This is a genomic window from Mycobacterium avium subsp. avium (assembly GCF_009741445.1).
GTDB classification, from domain to species: Bacteria; Actinomycetota; Actinomycetes; order Mycobacteriales; family Mycobacteriaceae; genus Mycobacterium; species Mycobacterium avium.
Map to the genome: position 1 here is coordinate 4,060,785 of NZ_CP046507.1, position 14,550 is coordinate 4,075,334.

General features: G+C 70.6%; 17 protein-coding genes. 3 read left to right on the forward strand and 14 right to left on the reverse strand.

Features of this window, described 5'->3' with window-relative positions; translation table 11 throughout:
* Positions 1–91: 91 nt before the first annotated feature.
* Together MAA44156_RS18875 and guaB are read right to left on the reverse strand one after the other, a co-directional pair.
* Positions 92–1,219 (reverse strand): GuaB3 family IMP dehydrogenase-related protein, encoded by a 1,128-nt coding sequence (locus MAA44156_RS18875; RefSeq protein WP_003879524.1) that lies wholly within the window; start codon positions 1,217–1,219, stop codon positions 92–94.
* Positions 1,220–1,226: 7 nt separating this feature from the next.
* Positions 1,227–2,822 (reverse strand): IMP dehydrogenase, encoded by a 1,596-nt coding sequence (guaB, locus tag MAA44156_RS18880; RefSeq protein ID WP_003874394.1) that lies wholly within the window; start codon positions 2,820–2,822, stop codon positions 1,227–1,229.
* 161 nt (positions 2,823–2,983) lie between these two features.
* Here guaB and MAA44156_RS18885 point away from each other — a divergent pair, with 161 nt between their 5' ends.
* Positions 2,984–3,397 (forward strand): DUF5319 domain-containing protein, encoded by a 414-nt coding sequence (locus tag MAA44156_RS18885; RefSeq protein WP_023880674.1) that lies wholly within the window; start codon positions 2,984–2,986, stop codon positions 3,395–3,397.
* A gap of 1 nt (position 3,398) precedes the next feature.
* Here MAA44156_RS18885 and MAA44156_RS18890 read toward each other — a convergent pair whose 3' ends face one another.
* From MAA44156_RS18890 to MAA44156_RS18900, 3 genes are all read right to left on the reverse strand, one after another.
* Positions 3,399–4,199 (reverse strand): anti-sigma-D factor RsdA, encoded by an 801-nt coding sequence (locus MAA44156_RS18890; protein WP_029248600.1) that lies wholly within the window; start codon positions 4,197–4,199, stop codon positions 3,399–3,401.
* Entirely contained in the window at positions 4,186–4,764 is a 579-nt protein-coding gene (locus MAA44156_RS18895; protein WP_011726026.1) for a sigma-70 family RNA polymerase sigma factor, read from the reverse strand. Before MAA44156_RS18895 ends, MAA44156_RS18890 begins: the two co-directional genes overlap by 14 nt.
* Positions 4,765–4,854: 90 nt before the next feature.
* Positions 4,855–5,685: a hypothetical protein gene (locus MAA44156_RS18900; protein WP_065370823.1), complete on the reverse strand. Its 831-nt coding sequence runs from the start codon at positions 5,683–5,685 to the stop codon at positions 4,855–4,857.
* Between the two features lie 397 nt (positions 5,686–6,082).
* On the opposite strand from MAA44156_RS18900, the gene MAA44156_RS18905 reads away from it, so the two are divergent.
* Both MAA44156_RS18905 and MAA44156_RS18910 read left to right on the forward strand, forming a co-directional pair.
* Positions 6,083–6,391 carry a WhiB family transcriptional regulator gene (locus MAA44156_RS18905; RefSeq protein ID WP_003874400.1) on the forward strand — a complete coding sequence of 103 codons (309 nt, stop codon included), beginning with the start codon at positions 6,083–6,085 and terminating at the stop codon, positions 6,389–6,391.
* Positions 6,392–6,433: 42 nt separating this feature from the next.
* The gene (locus MAA44156_RS18910) at positions 6,434–7,198 is read left to right on the forward strand and encodes a superoxide dismutase family protein (RefSeq protein WP_009978899.1); all 765 of its coding nucleotides are present in this window, start codon (positions 6,434–6,436) and stop codon (positions 7,196–7,198) included.
* 3 nt (positions 7,199–7,201) lie between these two features.
* Here MAA44156_RS18910 and MAA44156_RS23690 read toward each other — a convergent pair whose 3' ends face one another.
* From MAA44156_RS23690 to MAA44156_RS18950, 9 genes are all read right to left on the reverse strand, one after another.
* On the reverse strand, positions 7,202–7,324 hold the full coding sequence (locus tag MAA44156_RS23690) for a hypothetical protein (RefSeq protein WP_257756553.1): 123 nt from the start codon (positions 7,322–7,324) through the stop codon (positions 7,202–7,204).
* 30 nt (positions 7,325–7,354) lie between these two features.
* Positions 7,355–8,554 (reverse strand): FAD-dependent oxidoreductase, encoded by a 1,200-nt coding sequence (locus MAA44156_RS18915; RefSeq protein WP_023880673.1) that lies wholly within the window; start codon positions 8,552–8,554, stop codon positions 7,355–7,357.
* 110 nt (positions 8,555–8,664) lie between these two features.
* The gene (gene groL / locus MAA44156_RS18920) at positions 8,665–10,281 is read right to left on the reverse strand and encodes a chaperonin GroEL (protein ID WP_009978903.1); all 1,617 of its coding nucleotides are present in this window, start codon (positions 10,279–10,281) and stop codon (positions 8,665–8,667) included.
* 88 nt (positions 10,282–10,369) lie between these two features.
* The gene (gene groES / locus MAA44156_RS18925) at positions 10,370–10,672 is read right to left on the reverse strand and encodes a co-chaperone GroES (RefSeq protein ID WP_003873391.1); all 303 of its coding nucleotides are present in this window, start codon (positions 10,670–10,672) and stop codon (positions 10,370–10,372) included.
* Positions 10,673–10,877: 205 nt separating this feature from the next.
* Positions 10,878–11,903 (reverse strand): tRNA (adenosine(37)-N6)-threonylcarbamoyltransferase complex transferase subunit TsaD, encoded by a 1,026-nt coding sequence (gene tsaD / locus MAA44156_RS18930; protein ID WP_009978907.1) that lies wholly within the window; start codon positions 11,901–11,903, stop codon positions 10,878–10,880.
* Positions 11,900–12,370: a ribosomal protein S18-alanine N-acetyltransferase gene (gene rimI / locus MAA44156_RS18935; protein WP_003873393.1), complete on the reverse strand. Its 471-nt coding sequence runs from the start codon at positions 12,368–12,370 to the stop codon at positions 11,900–11,902. Before rimI ends, tsaD begins: the two co-directional genes overlap by 4 nt.
* Positions 12,367–12,993 (reverse strand): tRNA (adenosine(37)-N6)-threonylcarbamoyltransferase complex dimerization subunit type 1 TsaB, encoded by a 627-nt coding sequence (gene tsaB / locus MAA44156_RS18940; protein ID WP_009978909.1) that lies wholly within the window; start codon positions 12,991–12,993, stop codon positions 12,367–12,369. The genes rimI and tsaB overlap by 4 nt, the downstream gene beginning before the upstream one ends.
* On the reverse strand, positions 12,990–13,469 hold the full coding sequence (tsaE, locus tag MAA44156_RS18945) for a tRNA (adenosine(37)-N6)-threonylcarbamoyltransferase complex ATPase subunit type 1 TsaE (RefSeq protein WP_009978910.1): 480 nt from the start codon (positions 13,467–13,469) through the stop codon (positions 12,990–12,992). The genes tsaB and tsaE overlap by 4 nt, the downstream gene beginning before the upstream one ends.
* Positions 13,462–14,511, reverse strand: coding sequence for an alpha/beta fold hydrolase (locus MAA44156_RS18950; protein WP_009978911.1), 1,050 nt, complete (start codon positions 14,509–14,511; stop codon positions 13,462–13,464). The genes tsaE and MAA44156_RS18950 overlap by 8 nt, the downstream gene beginning before the upstream one ends.
* Between the last annotated feature and the right edge of the window lie 39 nt (positions 14,512–14,550).

A 14,550-nucleotide genomic window follows, 5' to 3' on the forward strand; every position in this document is an offset into this window, starting at 1 on the left:
GCTCGGCGCCGGCCGTCGCGCCAGCGTGACGGCCGGCCGGTGGCCCAAGGCGCAAGGGCGGCCCAAGGCGGAAGGGCGCCTCAAGGCGCGACTAGCTGCCGACCGTCAGGCCCACCTTCTGGAATTCCTTGAGATCGCAGTAACCGGCCTTCGCCATCGACCGGCGCAGCCCGCCGACCAGGTTCAGCGAGCCGAACGGGTCGTCGGACGGCCCGTTGAGCACCTGGCGCAGCGGCGGGCGCTCCCCGATCGCGACCTGCAGCAGCGCGCCGCGCGGCAGCGACGGGTGCGCGGCGGCGGCCGGCCAGAACCAGCCCTCGCCGAGCGCCTCGGCGGCCTCGGCGAGCGGGGTGCCCAGCACCACCGCGTCGGCGCCGCAGGCGATCGCCTTGGCCAGCTCGCCGGAGGTGTGGATGTCGCCGTCGGCCAGCACGTGCACGTAGCGGCCGCCGGTCTCGTCGAGGTACTCCCGGCGCGCGGCGGCGGCGTCGGCGATCGCGGTGGCCATTGGCACGCTGATGCCCAGCACCTCGTCGCTGGTGGTCACGCCGCGGGTGGCGCCGTAGCCGACGATGACGCCGGCGGCGCCGGTGCGCATCAGGTGCAGCGCGGTGCGGTGGTCCTGCACGCCGCCGGCGACCACCGGCACGTCGAGCTCGGAGATGAAGGTCTTGAGGTTCAGCGGCTCGCCGTCGCTAGCCACTCTTTCGGCGGAGACGATGGTGCCCTGGATGACCAGCAGGTCGATGCCGGCCTGCAGCAGGACCGGGGTGAGCGCCTGGGCGTTTTGCGGGCTGACCCGCACCGCGGTGGTCACCCCGGCCTCCCGGATGCGGGCGACGGCCGAGCCCAGCAGGTCGGGGTTGAGCGGCGCGGCGTGCAGCTCCTGCAGCAGCCGGATCGCCGCGGAGGGTTCGGGTTCCTTGCTGGCGGCCTCGACCAGCTGAGCGATCTTGGCCTCGACGTCGGCGTGCCGGCCGATCAGGCCCTCGCCGTTGAGCACGCCCAGGCCGCCGAGTCGGCCCAGCTCGATGGCGAACTCCGGTGACACCAGCGCGTCGGTCGGGTGCGCCAACACCGGGATCTCGAACCGGTAGGCGTCCAGCTGCCAGGCCGTCGACACGTCCTGCGAGGAGCGGGTGCGCCGGGAGGCCACGATGCTGACTTCGCTCAGTTCATAGCTGCGACGGGCGGTGCGGCCCATCCCGATCTCGACCATGTGGGCCTCAGCGCGCGTAGTAGTTGGGGGCTTCGACGGTCATGGCGACGTCGTGCGGGTGGCTTTCCCGCAGGCCCGCCGCCGTGATCCGGACGAACTGCGCCTGTTGCAGCGCCTCGATGGTCGGCGAGCCCGTGTAACCCATCGCCGCCCGCAGGCCGCCGGTGAGTTGGTGGATAACCGAGGAAAGCGGGCCGCGGAACGGCACCCGGCCCTCGATGCCCTCGGGCACCAGCTTGTCCTCGGAGAGGGCGTCGTCGGCGAAGTAGCGGTCCTTGGAGTAGGACTTGCCGGCGCCGGAACCGCGGCCGGCCATCGCGCCCAGCGACCCCATGCCGCGGTAGCTCTTGAACTGCTTGCCGTTGACGAAGATCAGCTCGCCGGGCGCTTCGGCGGTGCCGGCCAGCAGCGAGCCCAGCATGGCCGTCGACGCGCCGGCGGCCAGCGCCTTGGCGATGTCGCCGGAGTACTGCAGCCCGCCGTCGGCGATCACCGGCACGCCCGCCGGCCCGCAGGCAGCCACGGCTTCCAGGATCGCGGTGATCTGTGGCGCGCCGACGCCGGCCACCACCCGGGTGGTGCAGATCGAGCCGGGCCCCACCCCCACCTTCACCGCGTCGGCGCCGGCGGCCACCAGGGCGGCGGCCGCGGCCCGGGTGGCGACGTTGCCGCCGATCACCTCGACGCGCTCGCCCACCTCGGCCTTGAGTTTGCCGACCATGTCGAGCACCAGCCGGTTGTGCGCGTGCGCGGTGTCCACGACCAGCACGTCCACCCCGGCGTCGACCAGCATCATGGCCCGCACCCAGGCGTCGCCGCCGACCCCGACGGCCGCGCCGACCAGCAGCCGGCCGTCGCTGTCCTTGGTGGCCAGCGGGTGCTGTTCGGTCTTGACGAAGTCCTTGACGGTGATCAGCCCGGTGAGCCGGCCGTGCCCGTCGACGATGGGCAGCTTCTCGATCTTGTTGCGCCGCAACAGCCCCAGCGCCGCGTCGGCGGACACGCCCTCCTGGGCGGTGATCAGCGGGGCCTTGGTCATCACCTCGGCGACCTTCTTGGTCTGGTCGACCTCGAACCGCATGTCGCGGTTGGTGATGATGCCGACCAGCGCGCCGGAGTCGTCCACCACCGGCAGCCCGGAGATGCGGAACCGCGCGCACAGCGCATCGACCTGGGCCAGCGTGTTGTCAGGGCGGCAGGTGACCGGGTCGGTGACCATGCCGGCCTCGGAGCGCTTGACCATCTCGACCTGGCCGGCCTGTTCGGCCACCGGCAGGTTGCGGTGCAGCACGCCCATGCCGCCCGCCCGGGCCATCGCAATGGCCATCCGCGACTCGGTGACGGTGTCCATCGCCGAACTGACCAGCGGCACCTTGAGCCTGATCTTCTTGGTGAGCTGGCTGGAGGTGTCGGCGGTGGCGGGCACCACGTCGGAGGCCGCGGGCAGCAGCAGCACGTCGTCGAACGTCAGGCCGAGCATGGCGATCTTGTGCGGGTTGTCGCCCCCGGTGGGCACCGGATCGTCGACGAGGCCACCCACCCGCACGTACGCACTGCCAACCAGGTCAGAGCTGTCTTCCAGGTGGGACGTGCCACGGGTCATCAGTGGGGTCCTCCATACGATGCGGGGTGAGAGACCCATCCTATCGGCTCGGCCGCCCCGGCAGTCCGCTTGCTCGGGCGCGCCGCGCGGGCCAAACGGAACCCGAACGGCGGGTTGCTCCCTGCTGGCGTTATCCCGGCCGGGCTGCGTAGGCTAGAGGCGTGCGCGACCACCTCCCACCGGGTTTGCCGCCCGATCCTTTCGCCGACGACCCCTGTGATCCGTCGGCGGCGCTGGATGCCGTCGAGCCGGGACAGCCGCTGGATCAGCAGGAGCGGATGGCCGTCGAGGCCGACCTCGCCGATCTGGCCGTGTACGAGGCGCTGCTGGCGCACAAGGGTATTCGCGGACTCGTGGTGTGCTGCGACGAGTGCCAGCAGGACCACTACCACGACTGGGACATGCTGCGGGCCAACCTGCTGCAGCTGTTGATCGACGGCACCGTGCGCCCGCACGAGCCCGCCTACGACCCCGAGCCGGATGCCTACGTGACGTGGGATTACTGCCGGGGCTACGCCGACGCCTCACTCAACGAGGCGACGACGGACGCCGACGGCTTCCACCGCCGGCACTGATTCACTGATTCGGATTCACCGGCGCCACCGCGGGTGGCTGGCCGTGGTGGTGATGCTTGCCCGCTGACGGGCTCGGCGACGGGGTCGACGCGGGCGCCGGACTGAGCGGGGCGGGCGGTGCCGCCGGGGTCGGCGCGATCGACGCGGCCGGCGGGGGCGCGGCCGGCACGGCGACCGACGGGGCCATCGAGGGGGCCGCCGCGGGCAGCGTCGCGTTGGGGTTGCGCGAATCTACCTTGGCGTTGAGCAGGTTCAGCTGCGTCATCAGGTCCTGTTTGGTGGCCGGGTCGTCGATCGAGGCGACCAGGCTGCTCACCTCGGTCAGTTGAGCGCGGGCCTGGTCCCACTGCCCCTTGTCGATCGATTCGGCCACCTTGGCCAGGTCGGCCTTGGCCGCCAGCATGACCTGGTCTTTTTCGTTGACCCGCGGCTGGTCGAAGAACATCGCGTGCAACCCGTACAGGGTGCTGCCGGGGCGGGCCTCGACCACCATCGCGCCGAAGCCGCTGAGCAGCATCAGGGTGGCCGCGACGGACCCCACCACGGCCAGGCCGCGGTGGCCGCGGCGGCGTTCGGCCAGGCCGGCGCGCAGCGCGTTGACCGCCTCCTCGGGCGTCACCAACGCGCTGGCCGGCGGCCACCGCAGGTTGTCGCGCCAGTCCTCCAGCAGGGTGGTCAACATCTGGAAGTCGGGGTCGTCGGGGTCCTCGACCTGTCCCCGGGGAACCGGCCGGCGCTGGGCGAGCGCATCGAGGAGCAGGTCGGTGCGGGCGAATTCATCCAGGGATTCAGGCACAGTCACCTGCCGCGATCATCTCGGACTTCAACCGCGACAGTGCGCGGTGCTGGGCGACGCGGACCGCGCCGGTGGTGCTGCCGACGGCGGCCGCGGTCTCCTCGGCGGACAGGCCGACCACGACGCGCAGGATCAGGATCTCGCGCTGCTTGGCCGGCAGGATTTCCAACAGTTCACTCATCCGGCTCACCGAATCCGCTTCGATGGCAAGCTGTTCGGGCCCCGCATCGTTGGACCAGCGATCGGGGATGGACTCGGTCGGGTAGGCGAGGTCGCGGCCGGCGGCCCGGTGCGCGTCGGCCACCTTGTGGGCCGCGATGCCGTACAGGAAAGCCAGGAAGGGGCGCCCGCGGTCGCGATACCGCGGCAGCGCCGTGATGGTCGCCAAGCACACCTCCTGTGCCACGTCGTCGGCTGACAGGCCACCCCGCTCGACCGTGCCGACGCGTGCCCGGCAATATCGCACGACGATCGGGCGGATGGTCTCCAGCACCTCCCGGAGTGCGTTGTGGTCTCCCGTCACGGCCTTGGCGACCACAGCATCGAGACGTTCCCCTGCTGGAATTGTCATCGACGGTGATATCTCCAACGTTACGAAGCGGACACATCGCGGGCCAACCGGGCTAACTAACGAAATGACAATAACGGGCCGACGGCCGTTTCAAGCGGAACGCCACGTTCCACCGGCGCGCCGCACCTGGCCTGCGCAGACTTCCCGGATTTCGTGCAGTTGCCGTGACGAAAACTCCACACTTCCGATATCGATCAGCAAGCACGCCAGCGCCCAGCGCAGCGGCACCAGTCGCAGCCGGGCGGTGGTGTGCAGCGCGGTGTCGGCGACCGCGCGGGCCCGCTCGATATCCCCGGCGCTGCACAGCGCGGCGGCCAGCACCACCTCGCTTTTGACCTGGTGGCGCGCCGCCGCCCCGGCCGCACCCGAGGCCGTGGCCGCCGCCGCCTCGACCGCCTCCCCGGCGCGCCGGACGGCGAGTTCGCCGTCACCGCGGGCCATCGCGAGTTCGGCGGCCACCCAACCGCGGCGCACCGAAATACGCTGGGGCACAATGTTTTCCGAGTCCAGCAGCGGCTCGACGCGGGCCAGCAGCGCCGCCGCGGCCGCGAAGCGGCCGACGCCCAGCGCATCGGCGGCCAGCCCGATCAGCGCGTCGGCGCCCGCCTCGGGGTCGTCGCCGGCCAGCGCCAGGGCGCGTCCGTCCCAGCCCCGCGCCAGCGCGTGCCACCCGAGTTGGCGCAGGAACGACCCCTGGGTGCTGTGCGCCAGCGAGGCGAGCCGCCCGGCGGTCGCGGTGCGGCGCAGCCGCGCCAGATCGTGCAGCGCGGCGCCGTAGCGTCCCTGCCCCCCGGCGGCGACGGCGCGCAACCACAGCTGCGCGGGCGTGCCCGCCGCGGGCAGGGGCCAGCGGTCGGGCCGGTCGCCGAATGCGGCCTCGGCCAACAACCGGTCGACGGAGCCGGCAACATTGGCCTGCACCGCGCCTCCGACCGCCGAAGTGTGACGAGTTTCAATCACAATGATGTAGTAAACAGTTTGTGGTCTTCTTGTTACCGATCCGTTAATGACTATAGCCCATGGATAAATTCCACCGGACCGTCGCCCCCGCGCTGAGCTGGGAAATCACGTTTCGATCAAGTGCCTGGTAGCACGGCATTGCTTTGGCAATTTCAGCGGACATGAACGCAACGTTAATTTTGCGCGGACGGACACATACTTTGCCGGGCTAAGTGGCTATTGACGTAAATTCGCCGTCCCCCCTACCGTCTAGGCGAGACGGGTAGTCATCGGGGACTCCGCTCCACTTAATTTAAGTTGCACACCATCGCTTTCACGACCTGACCTCGAGTGGGCGGTGCAGAGAGGGAACGAACCAATGCCACAGCCGGAGCAGCTACCTGGGCCCAACGCCGACATCTGGAATTGGCAATTGCACGGCTTGTGCCGCGGTGTCGACTCGTCGATGTTCTTCCATCCCGACGGCGAGCGCGGCCGCGCCCGCATGCAGCGCGAGCAGCGGGCCAAGGAAATGTGCCGGCAGTGCCCGGTCATCCAGGAGTGCCGCTCGCACGCGCTGGAAGTCGGCGAGCCGTACGGGGTTTGGGGCGGCCTGTCGGAATCCGAGCGTGACCTGTTGCTCAAGGGCGAGATCGGCCGCGGGCGCGGTATCCGCCGCTCGGCCTAAGACCGCCGTTTCGGCCTGCGCCGATCCGGGTAGGCAGCGCCCATGCACAAGGGCGCAACCTTCGCGGTGGTGGCGGTCACCGCGGCCATCGCACCGCTGGCCGCCTGCGCGAACCAGCAGAGCAGCCAACCCAACACCGCACCGCTGACCAGCTCGGTGCCCGGATCGGAGCGGTTGACCACCCAGCTCAAGACCGCCGAGGGGATCCCGGTCGCCAACGCCAGCTTCGAATTCGCGAACGGCTACGCGACGGTGACCGTGGAAGCCGGCCCGAACCAGGTGCTGAGCCCCGGGTTCCACGGCCTGCAGATCCACGCGGTGGGCAAGTGCGAGGCGAATTCGACTGCGCCGACGGGCGGTTCGACCGGTGACTTCGAATCCGCCGGCGCGGTCTATCAGGCGCCGGACCACACCGGCTATCCCGCCAGCGGCGATTTGACCGCGCTGCAGGTGCGCTCCGACGGCTCGGCGAAACTGGTCACCACCAGCAACGCGTTCACCGCCGCGGACCTGAGGACCAGCTCGGGCAGCGCGCTGATCCTGCACCAGAACGCGAACAACCTGGCCAACACGCCCGCCGCCGATTCCGGTAAACGGCTGGCCTGCGGGGTGATCGCGGCGTCGTCGGCCACCTCCACCACGACCACGCCGACGGCCAGCGTCACGACGAGCACCACCACCGTCGCGGTGCCGCCGCCGTCGACCAGCACGAGCACCAGCACGGTCACGGTCACCGGCACCCCGACCGCGACGTCCACCCCGACCACCACCGTGACCACGCCCCCCAGCCTGCCGCCCGGGCGGTGACGCTCAAGCCCACGGGCTGCTCACCGGGTGCTGCTCGGCCTGCTGTGGCCGCACCTCCACCTGCCCGGCGCCTGGGGCGTCACGGCGGTGGCCCTTGTCCCTCTCGGTGTGCATCGTGGTGGGCATCGTCATCATCATCGGTGGGCTCTGACGGCGCTACCGCGCGTGCACGTCCGGCGTGCGGACATGCTCGGGACGGAAACCGCGGCCGACCACAAGTGGCGGAATGGCTTGCAGCGGACCAAAACCCACGATCTTCGGGACGTGGATCGGGGATAGGTCACCGTTCAGGTTCGGCGCGATCGCGTTGTCCTGCATCAGCACCTGGACGGCCTGCACGATGCGGGTGGGCAGTTCGCGTCGCCGCTGCACCTTCGCCAGATCGCGATCGGTCACCCGGCCCTGTTGCAGCGGCGCGCACAGGATGTTGGCGGCGGCCACCGCGTCGGCGACGGCGAGGTTGATCCCGACGCCGCCGGCCGGCGACATGGCGTGCGCGGCGTCGCCGATGCACAAAAGGCCGGTGCGCCACCATGTTTCGAGCCTGTCCACCCGGACGTCGAGCTCGCTGGTGTCGTCCCACGAGGTCAGGTCGTTCACGTGTTCGCGCAACCGCGGCTGCGCGGTGACGATCCGTTCCTTGAACTCCTCCAACGATCCGCCCTTGGGGCTGGCGCCCTTCGGCATCAGATAGGCGACTTGCCAGTAGTCGCCCCGGTAGATCATGGCCATCATCAGGCCCTTACGGAACACGCCGAACAGCTCCCGGGGGTCGCCCGGACGCCATTTCAGCCGGAACCACAGCACGTCCATCGGCGAGTGCGCCTGGGCCGTCCGCAGCCCCGCGGCGGCGCGCACCGCGGATTTGCGTCCGTCCGCGGCGATCACCAGATCCGCCCGCACCTCGTCGTGGGGGGTGCGCACGCCGGCCACTCGATCGCCCTCGAGGATCAGGTCGGTCACTTCGGCGTTGCGGATAAGCGTGAATTCCGGGTAGGCAGCAGCCTTTTCGGCGATGAAGTCGAGAAAGTCCCACTGCGGCATCATGGCGATATAGGGCTGGTTGAAACCGAGCCGCTTGAGCACTTTGAAGTTGCCGAAGGTGCGAATCGAGCCGTCGGTGTCGAAGGCGACGGTGTCGATCTTGGTGTGCGGCAGGCGCAGGAACTCGTCGATGAGGCCCAGCTCGTCCATGATCCGCAGCGTGGTCGGATGCACGGTGTCGCCGCGGAAGTCGCGCAGGAAGTCGTTGTGCTTTTCCAAGACGACGACCGGGATTCCGGCCCGGGCGAGCAGCAGCGCGTGCACCATCCCGGCGGGACCGCCCCCGGCAACGCACACCTGAGTCCGGATCACTTGCGCAGGCTACCTCAGGCCGCGACCCGGGCCGGGCTCATCCGGCACGACCCGCCCGGAACGAAACACCCCCGATCCCGAACGGACCGGGGGTGTTTCGCACCGCCTACTCAGTGATGGTGATGACCGTGGCCGTGGTCGTCGGCCTCCTCGGCCGGCTTGTCGACCACCGCCGTCTCGGTGGTGAGCACCATCCGCGCCACCGAGGCCGAGTTGAGCACCGCCGAGCGGGTCACCTTGACCGGGTCGATGACGCCGTCGGCGATCAGGTCGCCGTAGCCGAGCTTCTCGGCGTTGAGCCCGTGACCGGCGGGCAGCTCGGCGACCTTGTGCACGGCCACCGCGCCGTCCAGCCCGGCGTTGCTGGCGATCCAGTACAGCGGCGCCCCCAGCGCCTCGGCGAAGACGTCGACGCCCAGGGCCTGATCGCCGCTCAGCGATCCGCGCAGCTCGTCGAGGGCCTTGCGGGCCTGCAGCAGCGCCGACCCACCGCCGGCGACGATGCCCTCCTCGACCGCGGCCTTGGCGGCGGCCACCGCGTCCTCGACGCTCTCCTTGCGTTCCTTGAGCGCGGTCTCGGTGGCCGCACCGACCTTGATCACCGCCACGCCGCCGGCCAGCTTGGCCAGCCGCTCCTGCAGCTTCTCGCGGTCCCAGTCGGAGTCGGTCTTCTCGATCTCGGCGCGCAGCTGCTTGATCCGGTTGGCCACGGCGTCTTTGGCGCCGCCGCCGTCGACGATGATGGTGTCGTCCTTGCTGACCACCACCCGCCGGGCCGAGCCGAGCACCTCGGTGCCGACCTCGCGCAGCAGCAGGCCGGTGTCGGGGTTGATCACCTGCCCGCCGGTCACGATGGCCAGGTCCTCCAGGAACGCCTTGCGCCGATCGCCGAAGAACGGCGCCTTGACCGCAACGGCTTTCAGCGTCTTGCGAATGGAGTTGACGACGAGGGTGGCCAGCGCCTCGCCCTCGATGTCCTCGGCGATGATCAGCAGCGGCTTGCCCGACTCGGCGACCTTCTCCAGCATCGGCAGCAGGTCGGGCAGCGAGCTGATCTTCTCCTGGTGCAACAGGATCACCGGGTCATCCAGCACGGCCTGCTGGGCGTCGAAGTCGGTGACGAAGTAGGCCGACAGGAAGCCCTTGTCGAAGCCGACGCCCTCGGTGAACTCCAGCTCGGTGTTCAGCGTCGAGGACTCTTCGACGCTGACCACGCCGTCGACCCCGACCTTGGTCATCGCCTCGCCGACCAGCTCGCCGAGCACCTGGTCGCGCGACGACACGGTCGCCACCTGGGCGATCGCGTCCTTGCCGGACACCGGGGTGGCCGAGGCCAGCAGCGCCTCGGACACCGCGTCGGCGGCCTTGGAGATTCCGGCGCCGAGCTCGATGGGGTTGGCGCCCGCCGCCACCAGCCGCAGGCCGCCCTTCACCAGCGCCTGCGCCAGCACGGTCGCGGTGGTGGTGCCGTCGCCGGCGACGTCGTTGGTCTTGGTCGCCACCGACTTCACCAGCTGGGCGCCCAGGTTCTCGAACGGGTCCTCCAGGTCGATCTCCCGCGCGACGGTGACGCCGTCGTTGGTGACGGCCGGCCCGCCGAATGCCTTGGCCAGCACCACATGCCGGCCCCGCGGACCCAGCGTCACCCGGACCGCGTCGGCAAGCGTGTTGACGCCGGCCTCGATGGCGCGGCGCGCGGTCTCGTCGTACTCAATGATCTTGCTCATCAGGCTCCTTCAAACCGGGCTGTAACGCATGCCGCCCCGGAAATCACCCGCGTGGGGACGCGGGGATCGCCGGGGCGGGACACGGTTGTTACTTGGAGACGACAGCCAGCACGTCGCGCGCCGACAGGATCAGGTACTCCTCGCCGTTGTACTTGATCTCGGTGCCGCCGTACTTGCTGTAGATGACGGTGTCGCCTTCCGAGACGTCCAGCGGAATGCGCTTCGCGCCGTCGTCGTCCCACCGGCCGGGACCGACGGCGACGACGGTGCCTTCCTGCGGCTTCTCCTTGGCGGTGTCGGGAATGACCAGACCGGATGCGGTCGTGGTCTCGGCCTCGTTGGCCTGCACGAGAATCTTGTCCTCGAGTGGCTTGATGTTCACCTTCGCCACGATTGGAGCCCTCCAGTGTTTGGGTCGGGTTCGGGGCGCGCCCCGAACATGCCGAATAATCAGGTGTTCGGCATTCGTCCATGCCCGAGCGCCGTCGTCGCGGGTGCCGACACCGGGCTTGGTCGATTGCCACCTAGCACTCTATACATGCGAGTGCTAGCACTCAAGGGCACTCCGCTGCTTCTCGTGTGTTCGCCGTCGGCGATCAGCTGACCTGCGCTTTCACCACCGGCAGGCCCGGATCGGTGGGCACGTCCAACGGCGACGGCGGCGCCCCGGCGGCCACCAGATGCGCGGCGAACGACGCGATCATCGCCCCGTTGTCGGTGCACAGCCCCGGCCGGGGTATGCGCAGCGTCAGCCCGGCCGCCGCGCAGCGCTGCTCGGCCAGCTCGCGCAGCCGCGAGTTGGCGGCCACTCCCCCCGCGATCAGCAGGGTGGTGACGCCGAGGTCGGTGGCCGCGCGCACCGCCTTGCGGGTCAGTACGTCGGCGACGGCCTCCTGGAAGCCGGCCGCGACGTCGGCGTTCACCGCGTCCGGGTGGCTTTCCAGGTACCGCGCCACAGCCGTCTTGAGCCCGGAGAAACTGAACGCGTACGGGGCGTCACGCGGGCCGGTCATGCCGCGCGGGAACACGATCGCCTCCCGGTCGCCGGTGCGGGCCAGCTCGTCGAGCACCCGGCCGCCCGGGTAGCCCAGCCCCAGCAGCCGCGCCACCTTGTCGTAGGCCTCGCCCGCGGCGTCGTCGACGGTGCTGCCCAGCTCGATGATCGGGTCGCCGAGCGAGCGCACCTGCAGCAGGTGGGTGTGGCCGCCGGAGACCAGCAGCGCGACGCACTCGGGCAGCGGCCCGTGCTGGTAGACGTCGGCGGCCAGGTGCCCGCCCAGGTGGTTGACGGCGTAGAACGGCACCCCCCAGGCCGCCGAATACGCTTTGGCCGCAGCGACTCCCACCAGCAGGGCACCGGCCAGCCCGGGCCCGATGGTGGCCGCGACGACGTCGGGTTTGGTCACGCCGGCGGCGGACAGGGCGCGGCGCATGGTGGGCCCCAGGGCCTCCAGGTGTGCGCGCGACGCGATCTCGGGCACCACGCCGCCGAACCGCACGTGCTCGTCGACGCTGGAGGCGACCTCGTCGGCCAGCAGGGTCACCGCGCCGTCGGCGTCCAGCCGCGCGATGCCGACTCCCGTTTCGTCGCAAGAGGTTTCGATCGCCAGGATGGTCGTCACTGCCGGGCCTTTCTGCGCATGGTGTAGGCGTCGGCGCCGCTGATGCGGTAATAGCGCCGGCGCAGGCCGATCTGCTCGAACCCGACGCTGCGATACAACCCGATGGCCGGCTCGTTGTCGGTGCGCACCTCCAGATACACCACACCGCCGTCGGCGAACTCGAGCAGCCGGTCGAGCATCAGGCGGCCGATGCCCCGGCCCTGGTATGCCGGGTCCACGCCGATGGTGTGGATCTCGTACTCGTACGGCGGAACCCGGCCAAGCCGGGAGATGCCGGCGTAGCCGACCAGTGTGTCGCCGACCCGCGCACCGACGTAATGGTTGTGCGCACTGGCCAATTCGCGGTGGAACGCCGCGGCCGGCCACGGGTCGTCGCCGTCGAAGAGCTGCGCCTCCAGTTCGGCGCAGCGCCGCGCGTCGGCCCGCGTCAAGGCGCCGACGGTGACCGGTTCGCCGCCCGCGGTCATGGCCGGGCCGCCCGCGGTGTGGCGTCCGGGCGGCGCAGATACAGCGGCACCAGCGGCTGCGGCCGGACCGACCAATCGCCCACTGCCGCAACCAGTCCGGCCGGCGTCGGGTGCGCGGGTCCGGTGACCGGCAGGCCGAACAGGCGCGCGTGCTCCGGGGAACCGGCCACCGCCTCGGCCCCACCCGGGTCGACGTCGGCGGGGGCGGCGACGGCCGGACCATCGGTGCGCACCCCGTCGCGGTAGCGTGCCCAGTACACCTCGCGGCGCCGCGCGTCGGTGACCACCAGCGTGTCGCCGGTGGTCTGCCCGCCGATGGCGTCCAGACTGCACACGCCATGCACCGGGATGCCCAGCGCGTGGCCGTAGGCGGCGGCGGTGGCCATCCCGGCCCGCAGGCCGGTGAACGGGCCCGGGCCGCAGCCCACCACGACGGCCGCCAGATCCGTCATATTCAGCCCCGAATCGTGCAGGGCAGCAAGCACATTCGGGGTGAGCCGTTCGGCGTGCGCCCGAGCGTCCACGGTAATCCGCTGGGCCAGCACGGACAAGTCATCGCGGCGCACGATGCCGGCGGTCACCGCTGGCGTGGAGGTGTCCAGGGCCAGCACCGGCGGGCTCATGACGGCTCCCCGCCGGCCCAGCGCCAGGTCGCGATCCGCACGTCGGATCCACTGACCCGCTCCAGCCGGATGTCCAGGTGCCGCGGCGCGAGGCGCTCGACCAGGCCCTCACCCCACTCCGCCACCACGACGGCGTCGTCCAGATCGCTGTCCAGGTCCAGCGAGTCGAGCTCACCGAGCAGGTCGGCACCCTGATTGCCGGTGTGGTCGAGCAACCGGTACAGGTCGACGTGGATCATCGTCGGCGCGCCGGGCCGCCGCGGCGGGTGCACCCGGGCCAGCACATAGGACGGCGAGGTGACCGGGCCGTCGACATCCATGGCCGCGGCAATTCCCTTGGCCAGCACCGTTTTTCCAGCGCCGAGCGGGCCGGACAGCACCACCACGTCGCCGGCGCGCAGCTGCGCCGCCAGCCGCGCGCCGAGTGCGGCGGTGTCCTGCGCGGTGGGCAGCGTCGCGGTGCCGGATTCAGCCACGGCGCCACAACCTTTCCCCGATTCGCCGCAGCGCCAGTGCGGCCCGGCTCGGGGTGGCGCGGCGGACCAGCCGCACCAGCCCGCCGTTGATGGCCTCCGGCTTGTCCAGCAGCGCCAGGTGACTGGCCCCGGCGACGATGACGAGCTCGGACTGCGGCAGGCTGGCCGCCATCTTGCGGGAATACTCGTCCGGGGTGAGCAGGTCGTGGTCGCCGCAGGCGATCAGGGTGGGGACCCGCAGCAACGTCCACAGCCCGGCGGTCTCGTCGTGGTGTTCCAATGCGTCCAAAAAACCCACCATGGTCGGGATGGGGGTGCTGTTCATCATCCGCTGGGAGAACGCGTCCAGGCTCCGGCTGACCTGCAAGTCGCTGAAGGAGGCGGCCCGCAACACCGGGCCGATCAGCGAGCGGGACACGTTGCGGCCCCGGTGCATCAGCTTCGGCGCCGACCGGGCGGCAACCCGAACCGCCTCCAGCGCAGGGTTTTTCAGGATCTCACCCAGCGGCGACCGCGAAACCCCTTCGGCCGCAGACGAAATAAGTGCGGCACCGACGATCCGGCGGCCGTACTGCTCGGGGAACTGGCGCGCGTGCGAGAGCACGGTCATGCCGCCCATCGAGTGGCCCACCAGCACCACCAGCCCGCGCGGCGCCACCACCTGCAGCACGGTTTGCAGGTCCCGGCCGAGCTGGGTCAGCGTGTAGCTCTCGGGTGCGGCCTCCCCAGATCTGCCGTGCCCGCGCTGGTCGTAGAAGACCATCCGCACGTCGGGTCCCAACTGTTCGGGCAGCCGGGTCCGCTGAAAATGGAAGGCGCCCATCTGCAGACAGAACCCGTGGACGAACACCATGGTCAGCGGCGCGTCGGGCGGGCCGGCTTCGCGCACCGCCAGCGGCACCCCGTCGGGCGTGGTCACCACCAGGGCGCGGTCACCGTCGAAGGTGTTGAAATCCTCGTCGGCGTAAGCGTCTTCGATGGTGGCCCGCTGGGTCATGGACCGGCGGGCCGAGGCCCCGACGATGGTGGCGACCGCGGTCACCCCCGCGCCCCCCGCAAGCCAGGTCCTGCCCTTGTGGCG